Origin of the sequence: Lutispora thermophila DSM 19022 (assembly GCF_900142105.1) — a bacterium.
GTDB lineage: Bacteria > Bacillota > Clostridia > Lutisporales > Lutisporaceae > Lutispora > Lutispora thermophila.
Genome location: NZ_FQZS01000011.1, coordinates 71904 through 86095, shown reverse-complemented (window position 1 = coordinate 86095; position 14192 = coordinate 71904). Strand labels below are relative to the sequence as shown.

Here is a 14192-nt window from a genome sequence, read left to right as displayed (position 1 = left end):
TATCACTCCTTACATAACCTATCGATAATCTTTTGATACTCGCTTGTGTATTCTGGTTCGGGACTATTTTTAAATTCACCTATTAGAAATTTACCTTCCAATGATTCTGGAGTCATTTTAGAAGCTGCTGAAATATTAACAGCATGATCTTTTTGCCACTCTAACATGTCTACAGCTGATCCTTTCTTGTTTTTTCTTCCATAATAAGTAGGACATACACTTAATGCTTCAATCAATGAAAAACCTTCGTTTTTTATTCCGTTTTCTATTAGTGATATCAAAAGCTGTGTATGATATGCTGTAGATCTTCCAACATATGTTGCACCAGCAGCGGCAGCTAAAGCTGGAATATCAAAAGCTTTATCAATGTTTCCATATGGAGCTGTAGTACCTTTATCAAATTTAGGTGTGGTAGGGGAATATTGTCCACCTGTCATACCATATATATTGTTATTAAATACAATAGTAGTTATATCAATATTCCTTCTGCAAGCATGTATTAAATGGTTACCTCCTATTGCAGTAGCATCACCATCACCAGTTATAACAATTACTTTCAAATCTGGATTTGCCATTTTTACTCCAGTTGCAAAAGCTATAGCTCTTCCGTGAGTTGTGTGAAGTGTATCGAAATCCATGTATCCTGGAGCTCGCGAAGAACATCCAATACCTGATACTATGCATATTTTATCTCTTTCTAAACCCAGTTTATCAATAGCAGCTGTAATAGCTCTTGTTATGATACCATGACCACATCCTGGACACCAAATTTGTGGTAATTTATTTGTTCTAAAATATTCGTTAACTAAAGCACTTGGCATTTAGAGCACCTCCTCTATTCTTGCAATAATTTCTTCTGGGTATATTGCTTCACCATTAACCTTATTGACTTTTTTCAGTTCAGCTTTATCTTTTATTATTCTTTCTACTTCCAAAGCTATTTGACCGAGATTCATTTCAGCTACAACAAAAGTCTTAACTTTGCTTGCTAACTCTAATAACCTTTTTTCAGGGAAGGGCCATACTGTAATAGGTCTGAATGTACCTACCTTATATCCTTTTTCTCTAAGTTGCTTCATAGCGGTATCGGCTGCTCTGGAAACACCACCTATAGATACAATTACCACATCAGCGTCATCAGTGTTTTCTTCCTCCCACTGAATAATGTCGTCTTTGTGCATTTCAATTTTATCCATAAGCCTTCTATAAAGTTTATCTGCCATAGCAGGGCTATTAGTGGGAAAACCTGTCTCATCATGAGCAAGCCCAGTTACATGGAATCGATAACCTTCTCCATAGTTGGCCATTGGCGGTATTAAATCTTCATCAGCTTTGTAAGGCAAGTATTGATCTCTGCCAACAGTAGGTTTTTTTCTATTTACTATTTCAATTTCAAAAGCATCAGGGAGTTCTACTCTTTCTCTCATGTGTCCGATTATTTCGTCCATCAGAAGTATTACTGGAACTCTATATTTTTCTGAAAGATTAAATGCTCTTATAGTTAGATCAAAAGTTTCCCTTACAGAAGAAGGAGTCAATGCTATTACAGGATGATCTCCATGTGTGCCCCAACGAGCTTGCATAATGTCACCTTGAGCGGGTGATGTAGGTAGACCAGTGCTTGGACCACTTCTCTGTACATCTACTACAACACAAGGAACTTCTGCTAATGCAGCATAGCCTATATTTTCTTGTTTGAGTGAAAAACCAGGTCCACTAGTGGCAGTCATGCTCTTTGAACCTGTTAATGAAGCTCCTATTACGGCAGCCATACTTGCAATTTCATCTTCCATCTGAATAAATTTTCCACCTACGCGAGGTAATTTTTCAGCAGCTATTTCTGCTATTTCTGTAGAAGGAGTGATTGGATATCCAGCAAAAAACTTCATTCCTGCTGCAATAGCACCTTCTACACATGCTTCGTTACCTTGCATTAATCTAGCTTTGGATTTCATACTATTTCCCCCTTACATATATAGCAAAATCAGGGCATCTTAGTTCACATAGCCCGCATTGTATACACTTATCAATATCAATAACTTTTACTTTTTCATTTTCCACTTTTAAAACATTTTTGGGACAAAACTTAACACAAATACCGCATCCTTTGCACCAATTTTCATTAACAACTAGCTTATCAGTTACGGTTTCGTTGTTATTCATACATTTCTCCTCCTTCAAAAATAGAATTGCAATTTTTGTTTCATTTTTGTATATAATATTTTAAAAAATGCAATTTTGCCTTCATTTTTAGTATATAATAATATATTTTTTAATGCAATAATTAAACCATCTTTTTTTAAAAAATAAGCATTGATTTATAAATATGATAAAATATAAACTAAGGATTCACATATATTATAAAATAGAAAGCCTTATAAACAGTGCGGACTGTTTAATAAGGCTTTTTGCTTTAATAAAAATACTAATCATGAATTTTAGCTGAACTCCAATGTATCCTTTTCATTTTATTTAAACACTCATAACTTGTTAGATCAATTTTGATAGGAGTTATTGAAATGTAATTTTCCTTAATTGCTTTTATATCTGTACCTTCATCATCTCCAGTTTCATCTAGTTCTCCAGCTAACCAGTAATAGCTTTTTCCTCTTGGATCTTTTCTTTCTTCAAAGCAATTTTTATACTTTCTAACACCTAATCTTGTTATTTTAATACCTTTAATATCTTCATATGGAACATTTGGGATGTTTACATTCATTACAGTATCTTTTTCAATTCCAAACTCATATAATTTCTGACAAAGATATGCTGAAATCTTGGCAGATGCTTTAAAATCACATTCTTCGTTACATGATAAGGAAATAGCAACTGAAGGTTTACCATATATTGCACCTTCAATTGCTGCGGATACTGTTCCAGAGTATAATACATCTGTACCCATATTAGGACCTCTGTTGATTCCTGATACCACCAGATCTATTTTACTTTTAACCAAGACTTCTAACGCAAATTTTACGCAATCAGATGGTGTACCATTTATACTCCAAGCTTCAATATCAGCATCATTAAAATTAACTTTATTACTTCTTAAGGGTTTATGCATTGTAATAGAATGTCCACTGGCGCTTCTTTCTGATTCGGGGGATACTACAATTACATTTCCTATCTTTTTCAATGCTCTTGCTAATTCATATATACCTAATGAGCTTATTCCATCATCATTGGAAACTAGTATATTCAACATAATGCCTCCTTATGTTTAAAAATTATTTTTTATCATACAATATACTATCTTAATATGAAGTGCAGGTGAAAAAATGGTACAAATAGATGATGCAGGAAGTGGTAGTTTAATCGGTGGCACATGTATAGGTGCTCTTCGTTGTGAAACTGGAGAATATTATTATGATATTATACCACCAACTTTATATAATAATATAAATTTTAAAAATAAATCATACTTATATTATACAACACATATAGTAAAAAATGCTTTAGATATATTAAATGTTAGTAAAGAAGAAGAAATAGAAATATGTCAAGGGTATATGTTTGATGATGCTAGAAAATATTTAAAATATATGAATTACAATTTTAAGTGTACTAAGATATTAGATCCGCTACAATCTTTAATTGAAAAAACTTTTGAAGAATATTCTATTAGTTTGGGATTACCAAGAGATTTTATAATTTACACCAAGTATCCTTTCCATCTCAAAAGATTACTGAAATGGGTTTATGCGGATTATAATAATAGATTAAAGTTCTGCAAAACCGGTTGGAAAAGTTGGGCTAAATACAGTTCACTTCCTACTGAAGTATATTATGATAAAATATATAATAAGAATTATGTATGTTTAAAGTGTGGAAGTAAAATCAATCCCAACTCGAGAGTAAAGGTTATTAAAGTGTGCTGTGGAGAAAATATTAAGATATATGTTCATGATAAATGTTAAGCCCCTGCTTTTTCAGGGGCTTAACATTTATACGGGATAGGTCATATCTTTATTATTTACAAGATTATCGTCAATTTTATATTTTTCAGCTTTTCTTAGGCTGAAAAATTTTAATGCTACTTGTGGGAATAAAGCATAAGTTAGCACATCTTCTTCTTTTTCGTAGTATTCCTTAATTTCTTCTTTATATTTTTTCAACTGAGGTGGTAATAAATCTGCAGGTCTAACAGTTATTACATCTTCATCGCCAATAATTTTTTTCTTTATCTCATCGGAGATTGGTACAACAGGCTTACCATATTGACCTTTTACATAGGCTTTAATTTCTGATGGTATCATCTTATATCTCTCTCCTAGAACAACATTAAATACCGCTTGGGTTCCAACCATCTGGCTGGTAGGTGTTACAAGAGGAGGATAACCTAAGTCCTCCCTTACTTTAGGTATTTCCTTAAGTACATCTTCAAACTTATCTGTAGCATTTTGTGCTTCCAACTGGGATAATAAGTTGCTCATCATACCACCAGGTATTTGATAAGATAACACTCTTGTATCTACATTAAATACATTTGGATTTAATATTCCTTGTTTAATATATTTTTCTCTTATTCCTTTGAAATGTTCAGCTATTTCATTTAACAAATTTAGATCAAGTCCTGTATCATATTCGGTATCTTTTAATGTAGCTACTATTGGTTCGGTTGCAGGCTGAGATGTACCTAAACCAAATGGAGATATAGCAGTATCTATTATATCTACACCTGCTTCAATAGCTTTTAGATAGGCCATAGAAGCCATACCGCTTGTATAATGGCTATGTAGTTGTATAGGAATATTAATATTTTTCTTTAACTCTTTTACCAAGTTATATGCAACATATGGGGTGATTAAGCCTGACATGTCTTTAATGCAAAGAGAGTCAGCACCCATGTCTTGAATTTTCTTTGCTAATGATACATATAATTCTATATTATGAACAGGACTAATAGTATATACAATTGTGCCCTGAGCATGTCCTCCATATTTTTTTGTTGTCTCAATGGCTTTTTCAATGTTCCGTAAGTCATTTAACGCATCAAAAATTCTGATTATATCAATTCCATTATCCAAGGAGCGTTTAATAAATTCCACTAAAACATCATCAGGATAATTCTTGTATCCTAATATGTTTTGACCCCTGAGGAGCATTTGTAGTTTTGTTTTTTTCAATATAGATTTAATTTTCTTTAATCTATCCCAAGGATCTTCGTTTAAAAACCTTAAACAAGAATCAAAGGTTGCACCACCCCACATTTCTAGAGAATGATACCCAACCTGATCCATTTTTTCTAATATTGGTAACATTTCATCTGTTCTCATACGAGTAGCGATAAGAGACTGATGGCCATCTCTCAGTACAGTTTCAGTTATTTTAATTTTCGACATTATTACTTCCCCCTATATTGTTATTAATAAATATTATGATGAAAAATAAAAAACTTTCAAGCTAAATATTTTAATGTTTCAAATTTAGCAACAATCCTTAAAATACCCTTCAAGTGAAACGGTATATATTTTTTTAGTATCTTTATCAAGCATATTTCTTATTAATAATGGTATATCATTCCAAGATGCTATATTAAATCTAAGAGATCTGCAAAAATTGTCACAGGGCAAACAGCATAATGCTATTTTAGCTCCTTTTAGTTCATAGTAATTCATTACTGTTTTAGCTATAGCAGTGCCTATTTTATTTCTACGATAAATTTCATTTACAATTATATTATCAATTATGCAATATTCAGCTTCGGAAAAGGCCATACCACAACCTAATAACACGTCATTATCATAATAAACAAAATAATCTTTATTGGTGTATATATTTTTGTGATTAAAGCCCATGTCAGATAAAAATTCGATAATATTGTCAATGTCTTCAGTTACTGCCTTTCTAATACTGATCAATATTAAGACCCCCTAAGAAATATTAAAACCATTTTAATATTTTCTTAATATGATGCAAAATACTTGTTGATTCAATGTTCTCTTTATATATTAAGTCCGTTTTTCCTATAAAGAAGTCTCCAATATATATTTCCAATTCTCCTGCCTTGCTATTTTCTGTTATTGGTGCTTTAACTTTATCGGTAAATCTATCTTTAATAATAACATTTTCAACTTTTTCTTTGTCTATTTTTAAGGGTGCATATAAGTTATCTTTTGGATATATCTCTGTTTTTTCTTTTTTACCTTTAATAATTGATATTTCTTTATATGGCTCATCTTTATTTACAATTTGAACTTTCTTATAGTTGTTAAATCCATACTCTAATAATTCTGATGAAGCATTCCACATATCACCACAATTTAATACTACAGATACTAATTGCCAATCATTACGAGTTGCTGAAGCTACCAAACATCTACCTGCTTTTTTGGTAAATCCTGTCTTAACGCCGTCACCACCGGTGAATTGCCAGAGCATCTTATTTTTGTTTATTAAAACTCGATTCCAGTTCTCTCCTACAGGTCCAGGTATAGTTTTCTTTTTGGTACTTACTATTTCGGCAAACTTTTTATTTCTTAAAGCATAACATGTGATAAGGCCTAAATCGTAAGCAGTGGTGTAATGGTTATCATCAGGCAATCCATGAGGATTTGTGAAATTTGTATTATAGGCTCCAATAGCACGGGCTTTTTCATTCATTAATTCTGCAAACTTATCTACACTTCCGCATAAGTGTTCGGCAACTGCAACGGAGGCATCATTGCCTGATCTTAGCATGATTGCATATAGCAAATCCTCAAGCTTTATCTTTTCGCCTACTCTTAGGTATACAGACGAGCCTTCTTGTATCGATGCATTTCTGCTTATTTTCACAACTTCGTCTAGTCTTCCGCTTTCTATAGCCAATAAAACTGTCATTATTTTTGTCGTACTAGCCATAGGCAGCTTTTGTGAGCTATTGTGTGCATACAATACTCTACCTGTTGATACATCCATTAGAACATAAGCTTTAGCTTCAATGTCTGTAGCATTGACAAATGATATATTCATAAATATAAAGATTATAAGCAAAACAAATATAGTGATTCGTTTAAGTATCATTTAACCACTCCATCACTTTTTTAATTATTATTGACAGAATGGCACATAAAATACTTTAAACGTAGATGTCAATGTTTAACTCTTAATTATCTTACAACCGAATTCTTTGGCAATTTTTTCAGCTTCTTTTATGTCATCATCTCCCCAGATTGACCATCCGCCTTTTAGAATACCATTGACATAGATTTCTACTTTATCATTTTTTAAAATCATTACGTTTCCCACTCTTTTTTTCATTTGTATAACTTGATGTTTAATAGCTTCTTCCAAATCAACATCCAAAACTTTGAGAGCTATAAATAAACATGATAAGGCATCTTCTAATTCCCTTTTTGCTTTATCTATATCGCCTTTTAATAATGCCTTCAAAGATTCAGCTACCTCTTCATTCAAATGGCTAATTATTTCCTTAGGATCATCTGTTGAGTATCTTCTATTTTCCCAGATTAAATCCACTGCATTCTTTAAATCCATATTGCCCTCCTTATGAATTATGGTATATTATGGCATGGATGCTTTTTTTCATTATAGCATAAAAAAGAGAGGATTATAACACCTCCCTATTTTGCATAAATATTATTTATATTTCATCTTTACGTTTACGATTTTCTATTTTGTCAATAAGCCTTGGTAACATATCAATTATCCGATCCAGTGGGTTATTATAGTTTGCAGGTATCATTCTAATTTGTCCATTGGTAATGGATAAGAACCCAATAGGGTTTACAGTTACTCCTGCACCACTTCCTCCTGCAAATGACTTTGAAGTATCTTCGTTATTTCCTAAAACATCTCCTCCACCAGATAAGAATGCAAAACCGAGCTTTGATATAGGTATAATAATTGTTCCATCCGAAGTTTCAACAGGATCACCAATTACCGTGTTCACATCAATCATATCTTTAATATTCTCTAGAGTTGTTTTCATAAGACCTTCTATGGGTTGTTCCATCTATCTCACTTCCTCTTGAAGTTTTAATAAGCATTTTTAATGCAGTAATAATATGTCCTATCTTAATGTCAATTATACAATTGAATTCCAGGTTCAGTATTTCTTTATCAAAAACTGGCTTTAGTGCTATGGCTTTTACTTGTAAATTCATATTTTGCTGCATAAAGATTATGAAATTGGTCATAAGTATGTAAAAAAGTCCATGACAAATAGCTGCTATATAGGCATCTTCTATACCATATTCAATTTTTAATAAAAAATTCTTTATATAAACTTTTTTTATCATGTATTTTGACAATTTTATATGATACCTATATCTTTTATTCAAATTTTCTAAAGTATGAAAAAGATAATCAATGGTTTTAGATTTTTTAATAATAAGCTTTTTTTTCTTTTTTTCTCTTCTTCTTTTATATCTTAGTTTTAAGTTTAAAATAAAGCTGTCTATTTTATTAATAAAATCCAATGAAGGTAATTGTATTTTATATTTAATGACTCCATATAAGGCAGTTAACTGAACAGTAACTATATCATCATTATTTAGTTTTTTATATGTGATATTTATTATTAGATGTGAATGGTAAATCATTAAAAACAAAGATATGATGACAATTATCATCCATAATAAAATCAAGATTATTCCTCCAGCAATTGTTTATTTCTTGAAATATTTTGCCAAAAAATAAAAGAATAATACGCTTGTGCGTATTATTGATTATTCAAAATCTTTAAGAGGAGGAAGTTCATTAATACTTTTTAACCCAAACAACCTTAAAAAGGTGTCTGTAGTTCCATACAAAATAGGTCTGCCAGGACCATCCATTCGTCCCACTTCTTTAATTACATTTTTTTCTAGTAATCTCGTAATACAGGCATCACTTTTTACACCTCGTATTAAGTCTATAGCTGATTTAGTTATAGGTTGTTTATATGCAATAATGGAAAGGGTTTCTAAAGAAGCTTGAGATAATCCTGTTTTTGCTTTAGGCTTTAATAACTTTTCTACAAAGTCATAAAATTCAGGTTTAGAGCATAATTGATAGCTACCATTAATTTCAACTAGTTTTATACCTCTTGTGCCATCTTCATAATCATCCTTTAGTTGATTGATAATTTTCTTTAATGTTACTTGATCTATTTCTAGTACGCTGGAAAGATCTTTTAAAGAAACAGGATCTCCTGCAACAAATAAAAGACACTCAATGGTTGCTTTTATTTTTTTTATATCCATGGATTATCTTCTCCTAACAACTATTTTGTCAAAATTACCAGATTGCTCTACATAAATTTTCCTTCTCTTTATTAACTCTAAAATTGCAAGAAAAGTCATTATAGCTTCCAGTTTACTTATGCAGTTTATTAATAAATCGTCAAAATATAAAATATCTGCAGTAGCTAAAATACTTAATATATGAGATATTTTTTCTTCTACAGTAAAATTATCTCGGTATATTTTTCCAAAGTTTCTGTTGTCATATGATTCTCTCCTTTTCATCAATGTTTGGAACTTATCTATTAATAGTTCTATAGATAGCTTGTCCGGTAATGCAAAAGAGTCAATAATTTCATCAGCTAGAGAAGAATCCTTACATAATGCTTTTTCATTAATATTGAGCCTTTCTTTTAGTACTAAAGATAATTTTTTAAATGCTTTGTATTCAAGTAATTTTTTTACTAATTCTTCTCTGGGATCGGTATCTTCTTCTACTTCATTATTTTTTGGTGCTTTAGGAAGAAGCATCTTTGATTTAATTTCTAATAAAGTTGCAGCCATAACTAAGAATTCACTTGCTAGATCAATATCAAGACTTTTCATCATATTTAAATATTCTATGTATTGATCTGTAATTTCTGCTATGGGTATATCATAAATATCTACTTTTGCTTTTTCAATTAAATGAAAAAGCAACTCAAAAGGACCCTCAAATATCTCTAGTTTTATATTTATAGACATATTTTTTACCACCAAAAGTAAATTTTATAAAAAAATATCGATTAAATGATATAAGACTGTCTCTGCAGCAATAAACATAGGATTTAACAGATAGTTTATTCCATTGGTAACTATTAGTAGTAATAATAAAATGTTTAAATGCTGCTCATATTGGTACATTTTATATTCAAGTCTGAAAGGAAGTAATCCTGATAATATTTTCGATCCATCTAAAGGTGGAAGGGGTATCAAATTAAATATACCTAGTCCAAGATTTAATAAATATATGTTTATTATTATCATGCTTATGGTTTTGCTTATATAACCATAGAAATTGTACAATGTGACATAAGTTAACAAAGCAACAAAAGCAATTATAAAATTCATAATTGGACCTGCCAATGAAACTAATACCATTCCTTTTTTTCTGTTTTTAAAGTTTGAAGGATTAACAGGGATCGGTTTAGCCCAACCAAAACGGAAAAAGATTAACATTATAATGCCCAATGGATCTATATGGGCCATTGGATCTAAAGTTAATCTTCCTCTAGATCTGGCGGTATCATCTCCCAGTAAATATGCCACCAGTGCGTGTGCAAATTCGTGAAATGAAAAACCAATAAATACAGCAGGTAATCTATATAATATGCTCATAAAGCCTATATCAGGCAATAATACCACTCCTTTAGGTCTTAATCCACAAACATTCATATTGGGTATTATAACATAAAAAAGGCTTCCTTTGGAAGTATTTAATATGTGCTTATGAATAACAATTGGTAATGTCTATGACATACCAGTTGTTATTCATCTAATAGATAAGTTTTGATTATAGAATATTACAGGTTATAAAATAAGCAAAGGCTTCTCTGATTGCTAGAAGGTATCATAAGAAGCCTTTATAAATAATTAGATGGTTAAAGTTAATTTTCTATCCAGTATTTTAAAGCTTTTAAAATGTTGTTAATAAAGCTTGCTTTTGGCACATCTTCTTGAGATATAATGGGAATGTTTTGTATAGTTTCTCCATTTTTGGTGATAATAACATAACCAAGTTTATCACCTTTTGCTATAGGAGCAGATATTTTATCTGGTAAGTTTAATTTTGCTTCAAGCTGTTTTTCTTCGCCTTTTTTAATTAAAATGTTAACATCTTGCTCAAACATAGCGTTAATTGAGGGTTTATTTCCTTTTGAAACTTCTATAGTCTTAATGACATCACCTTTTTTCCCTATGGTATATGTAGAGTAATTTGCGAAACCGTAATCTAATAGCTTTCTTGCATCGCTATTTCTTGAACCTGTACTTGGAGCTCCCATTATAACGCTTATAAATCTAAGATTATTTCTTTTCGCTGTTGCAGAAATGCAATACATTGCGTTTTCTGTAAAACCAGTTTTTATTCCATCAACATCATCGTAGAACCTAACCATTTTGTTTTTATTCACTAATTCTCTTACCACATTATTTTTTTTACCTACAGTTACTTTTGTCATATATATGGATATATAATCAAATATCTTTTCATACTTTAATAGTTCTCTTGACATAATTGCTACGTCGTGAGCAGATGTAACATGACCTTCTTCGTGTAGCCCATGAGGATTTTTAAAATGAGTATCTGACATTCCTATATCTTGAGCTTTTTTATTCATCATATTTACAAACTCTTCTTCACTTCCAGCAATATATTCAGCTATGGCAACACTTGCATCATTTGCAGATTCAACAGCAATACCTGTTAACAACTCATTTACACTTCTTACTTCTCCCTCTTCTAATAACAAGCAAGTTCCTGTCATTTTACTAGCTTTTTTACTTATTGTAACTTTATCATCTAGGGTGATTCTGCCGGAATCAAGTGCTTCCATTGTAAGTAACATTGTCATTATTTTTGTAACACTGGCAGGTTCAAGTCTATCATGAGAGTTCATTTCATATATTATTTCTCCAGTAGAAGCTTCCATAAGCAATGCAGATTTACAATTTAATGTTATCTCATTGTCACCATTAACCAGAAGAGGTTGGTTAATTATGATAATTATCATAATCAAACTAATAATGGATATAATTTTCTTATATTTAACCATAACAAATCCTCCTATAGTCTTTTAATCTTATATTTCCCTATAGGAGGATTGTTATTCGCAATGTATAATGTGAAATACAATTAACTATTGTATTATTTTATGTATATAATTTGTTTGTTTTACTTGATAATCCCCAATCTTAAAAGAATTTTTAGCAGTATGATATGCATCATTCCAATTATTCATATTTGTATGCAATATGCAAATTGTATCGCCTTTTTTTACTTGCTGTCCTACTTTTTTAACCAAAGTAATGCCTGCTGCATGATCTATAGGATCATTTTTCCTTCTTCTTCCTGCTCCCAGAAGCATTGCTGCTACTCCAATATTTTCTGCGTTTATTGAATTAATATAGCCATCCATATCTGACTTAATTTCAATATGATTTTTTGCCTGTGGCAACATATGAGGATTGTCTACGACTTTCGGGTCTCCTCCTTGTATGGAAATTAGTTTTTTGAAATTATCAATTGCTTCACCAGAACATATGACTTTTTCCAAATATGTATATGCCTTATCGAATGTATCGAAAGCTCCACCTAATACTGTCATGTAAGAAGCAATTGTTAATGCAACACATGTTTCATCTTCTGATCCATTACCTTTTAGCACATCTATCGCTTCTTTAACTTCATTTGCATTTCCGACCTCATGGCCCAGTGGTTGATCCATATCAGAAACAATTGCGATGGTTTTTTTATTTAATGCTTTACCTATTTTTACCATAGTCTCAGCTAGTTGTATAGCTTCATCCATGTTTTTCATAAATGCTCCTGAACCTACTTTTACATCTAATACTATGCAATCTGCTCCGGAAGCTATTTTTTTGCTCATTATAGAACTAGCTATCAAAGGTATGCTGTCCACTGTTGCAGTAACATCTCTGAGAGCATATAACTTCTTATCCGCAGGGGTTAGATTTGCGGTCTGGCCTGCTATGGCCATTTTATATGTATTTACATTGTTGAAAAAGGTTTCTTTGCTTAAATCAGTACTAAAACCTGATATGGATTCAAGTTTGTCTATGGTACCACCTGTATGACCTAGACCTCTTCCTGATATTTTTGCTACAGGAACCCCTGCAGAAGCTACTAAAGGTATAACAATAAGGCTGATTTTATCTCCAACACCTCCAGTCGAATGTTTATCAACCTTTATACCGTCAATGGAGGATAAATCCAAAACATCTCCCGAGTTGACCATAGACATTGTTAACTGTGCTGTTTCTTTTTTGCTCAATCCTCTAAAATATATGGCCATCAATAAAGCTGAGGCTTGATAATCAGGAATGCTTCCGTCCATTATACCTTTTATGAAGAAATTAATTTCTTCTTCAGTTAGCTCATGACCATTTCTCTTTTTTAGAATAATATCATAGGCTCTCACTAGGTGTCACCTCTTTGATGAATTCCTTTACCAAGCTAACAAAACGAGGTTTTGCTAATTCTGCCACTCTTACAACTTCTTCATGGGTAAGAGGGACTAGTTCATCAGGCAAAGCCATGTCAGTTATGCAAGAAAGACCTAGTATTTTCATGTTACAATGTTTTGCTACAATAGCTTCAGGTACTGTTGACATTCCTACAGCATCTGAACCAATAACAATCAACATATTGAGTTCTGCTTTTGTTTCATAGTTAGGTCCGCTTACTGCAGTATAAACACCTTCTTGTAGTGTAATACCCAACTTTTCAGCTGCACTTTTACATACTTTGATTAAGTTAGCATCGTATGTCTGAGACATATCAGGGAATCTAGGTCCAAACTCTGAAAGATTTTCTCCTATTAGAGGATTATCTCCCAATAGATTAATATGATCTTTAATTATCATAAGATCTCCTGGCTTAAATGATTTATTGAGGGCTCCACATGCATTGCTAAGAATCAGAATGCCTATGCCCAACTTTTTCATAATTCTGATAGGCAAAGTTATATCTTTCATGCTGTATCCCTCATAATAATGAAAGCGGCCTTGCATTGCCAGTACTTTCTTTCCTTCAAGATCACCAAATATGAATCGACCTTCATGTCCTTCTACGGTTGATATTGGAAAGTCAGGTATATTGTTGTAGTCTATAATTACTCTGTTTTCGATATAATCAGCTAAAGTACCTAATCCACTTCCAAGCACGATACCTATATCAGGCTTACATGGGATAAGATTATTTATATATTCATAAGCTCTTTCTATTCTATTTATATAACTCATTAA

Annotated in this window: 17 protein-coding genes; 1 reads left to right on the top strand and 16 read right to left on the bottom strand. The window is 31.6% G+C overall.

The annotated features are described in order from the left end of the window. Positions 1-2: 2 nt before the first annotated feature. The 4 genes from BUB48_RS09140 to surE all read right to left on the bottom strand — a co-directional run bounded on the left by BUB48_RS09140 (position 3) and on the right by surE (position 3205). The gene (locus tag BUB48_RS09140) at positions 3-821 is read right to left on the bottom strand and encodes a 2-oxoacid:ferredoxin oxidoreductase subunit beta (RefSeq protein ID WP_073025933.1); all 819 of its coding nucleotides are present in this window, start codon (positions 819-821) and stop codon (positions 3-5) included. Further along, positions 822-1955, bottom strand: coding sequence for a 2-oxoacid:acceptor oxidoreductase subunit alpha (locus BUB48_RS09135; protein ID WP_073025932.1), 1134 nt, complete (start codon positions 1953-1955; stop codon positions 822-824). It lies immediately after the preceding gene. Between the two features lies 1 nt (position 1956). Next, positions 1957-2163: a 4Fe-4S dicluster domain-containing protein gene (locus tag BUB48_RS09130; RefSeq protein ID WP_073025931.1), complete on the bottom strand. Its 207-nt coding sequence runs from the start codon at positions 2161-2163 to the stop codon at positions 1957-1959. Positions 2164-2425: 262 nt separating this feature from the next. Further along, positions 2426-3205, bottom strand: a complete 780-nt coding sequence (surE, locus tag BUB48_RS09125) for a 5'/3'-nucleotidase SurE (protein WP_333782585.1) — start codon at positions 3203-3205, stop codon at positions 2426-2428. A gap of 73 nt (positions 3206-3278) precedes the next feature. On the opposite strand from surE, the gene BUB48_RS09120 reads away from it, so the two are divergent. Then, positions 3279-3917: a hypothetical protein gene (locus BUB48_RS09120; protein ID WP_073025929.1), complete on the top strand. Its 639-nt coding sequence runs from the start codon at positions 3279-3281 to the stop codon at positions 3915-3917. Between the two features lie 27 nt (positions 3918-3944). Here BUB48_RS09120 and BUB48_RS09115 read toward each other — a convergent pair whose 3' ends face one another. The 12 genes from BUB48_RS09115 to BUB48_RS09060 all read right to left on the bottom strand — a co-directional run bounded on the left by BUB48_RS09115 (position 3945) and on the right by BUB48_RS09060 (position 14189). Continuing rightward, a complete protein-coding gene (locus BUB48_RS09115; protein ID WP_073025928.1) occupies positions 3945-5342 on the bottom strand; it encodes an oxaloacetate decarboxylase subunit alpha in 1398 nt (465 codons plus the stop codon). Between the two features lie 84 nt (positions 5343-5426). After that, the gene (locus BUB48_RS09110; protein WP_073025927.1) at positions 5427-5861 is read right to left on the bottom strand and encodes a GNAT family N-acetyltransferase; all 435 of its coding nucleotides are present in this window, start codon (positions 5859-5861) and stop codon (positions 5427-5429) included. A gap of 22 nt (positions 5862-5883) precedes the next feature. After that, on the bottom strand, positions 5884-7005 hold the full coding sequence (locus BUB48_RS09105; RefSeq protein WP_073025926.1) for a D-alanyl-D-alanine carboxypeptidase family protein: 1122 nt from the start codon (positions 7003-7005) through the stop codon (positions 5884-5886). A 75-nt stretch (positions 7006-7080) separates the two neighbouring features. Then, positions 7081-7479 carry a nucleoside triphosphate pyrophosphohydrolase family protein gene (locus BUB48_RS09100; protein WP_073025925.1) on the bottom strand — a complete coding sequence of 133 codons (399 nt, stop codon included), beginning with the start codon at positions 7477-7479 and terminating at the stop codon, positions 7081-7083. Positions 7480-7585: 106 nt separating this feature from the next. Beyond that, positions 7586-7957 carry a GerW family sporulation protein gene (gene ytfJ / locus BUB48_RS09095; RefSeq protein ID WP_073025924.1) on the bottom strand — a complete coding sequence of 124 codons (372 nt, stop codon included), beginning with the start codon at positions 7955-7957 and terminating at the stop codon, positions 7586-7588. Then, a complete protein-coding gene (locus BUB48_RS09090) occupies positions 7908-8591 on the bottom strand; it encodes a DUF2953 domain-containing protein (RefSeq protein ID WP_073025923.1) in 684 nt (227 codons plus the stop codon). The genes ytfJ and BUB48_RS09090 overlap by 50 nt, the downstream gene beginning before the upstream one ends. Before the next feature lie 81 nt (positions 8592-8672). After that, positions 8673-9188, bottom strand: coding sequence for an SMC-Scp complex subunit ScpB (gene scpB / locus BUB48_RS09085; protein WP_073025922.1), 516 nt, complete (start codon positions 9186-9188; stop codon positions 8673-8675). A gap of 3 nt (positions 9189-9191) precedes the next feature. Further along, positions 9192-9911, bottom strand: a complete 720-nt coding sequence (locus BUB48_RS09080) for a segregation and condensation protein A (RefSeq protein WP_073025921.1) — start codon at positions 9909-9911, stop codon at positions 9192-9194. 24 nt (positions 9912-9935) lie between these two features. Then, positions 9936-10562, bottom strand: coding sequence for a site-2 protease family protein (locus tag BUB48_RS09075; RefSeq protein WP_242944190.1), 627 nt, complete (start codon positions 10560-10562; stop codon positions 9936-9938). A gap of 251 nt (positions 10563-10813) precedes the next feature. Next, a complete protein-coding gene (locus BUB48_RS09070) occupies positions 10814-11980 on the bottom strand; it encodes a D-alanyl-D-alanine carboxypeptidase family protein (RefSeq protein ID WP_073025920.1) in 1167 nt (388 codons plus the stop codon). An 84-nt stretch (positions 11981-12064) separates the two neighbouring features. Then, positions 12065-13366 (bottom strand): pyrimidine-nucleoside phosphorylase, encoded by a 1302-nt coding sequence (locus BUB48_RS09065; RefSeq protein ID WP_073025919.1) that lies wholly within the window; start codon positions 13364-13366, stop codon positions 12065-12067. Next, entirely contained in the window at positions 13353-14189 is an 837-nt protein-coding gene (locus BUB48_RS09060) for a purine-nucleoside phosphorylase (protein ID WP_073025918.1), read from the bottom strand. The genes BUB48_RS09065 and BUB48_RS09060 overlap by 14 nt, the downstream gene beginning before the upstream one ends. Between the last annotated feature and the right edge of the window lie 3 nt (positions 14190-14192).

Coding starts and splice junctions, on each gene's coding strand:
- BUB48_RS09140 (WP_073025933.1), bottom strand. CDS start 821: ATGCCAAGTGCTTTAGTTAACGAATATTTTAGAACAAATAAATTACCA.
- BUB48_RS09135 (WP_073025932.1), bottom strand. CDS start 1,955: ATGAAATCCAAAGCTAGATTAATGCAAGGTAACGAAGCATGTGTAGAA.
- BUB48_RS09130 (WP_073025931.1), bottom strand. CDS start 2,163: ATGAATAACAACGAAACCGTAACTGATAAGCTAGTTGTTAATGAAAAT.
- surE (WP_333782585.1), bottom strand. CDS start 3,205: ATGTTGAATATACTAGTTTCCAATGATGATGGAATAAGCTCATTAGGT.
- BUB48_RS09120 (WP_073025929.1), top strand. CDS start 3,279: ATGGTACAAATAGATGATGCAGGAAGTGGTAGTTTAATCGGTGGCACA.
- BUB48_RS09115 (WP_073025928.1), bottom strand. CDS start 5,342: ATGTCGAAAATTAAAATAACTGAAACTGTACTGAGAGATGGCCATCAG.
- BUB48_RS09105 (WP_073025926.1), bottom strand. CDS start 7,005: ATGATACTTAAACGAATCACTATATTTGTTTTGCTTATAATCTTTATA.
- BUB48_RS09100 (WP_073025925.1), bottom strand. CDS start 7,479: ATGGATTTAAAGAATGCAGTGGATTTAATCTGGGAAAATAGAAGATAC.
- ytfJ (WP_073025924.1), bottom strand. CDS start 7,957: ATGGAACAACCCATAGAAGGTCTTATGAAAACAACTCTAGAGAATATT.
- scpB (WP_073025922.1), bottom strand. CDS start 9,188: ATGGATATAAAAAAAATAAAAGCAACCATTGAGTGTCTTTTATTTGTT.
- BUB48_RS09080 (WP_073025921.1), bottom strand. CDS start 9,911: ATGTCTATAAATATAAAACTAGAGATATTTGAGGGTCCTTTTGAGTTG.
- BUB48_RS09070 (WP_073025920.1), bottom strand. CDS start 11,980: ATGGTTAAATATAAGAAAATTATATCCATTATTAGTTTGATTATGATA.
- BUB48_RS09060 (WP_073025918.1), bottom strand. CDS start 14,189: ATGAGTTATATAAATAGAATAGAAAGAGCTTATGAATATATAAATAAT.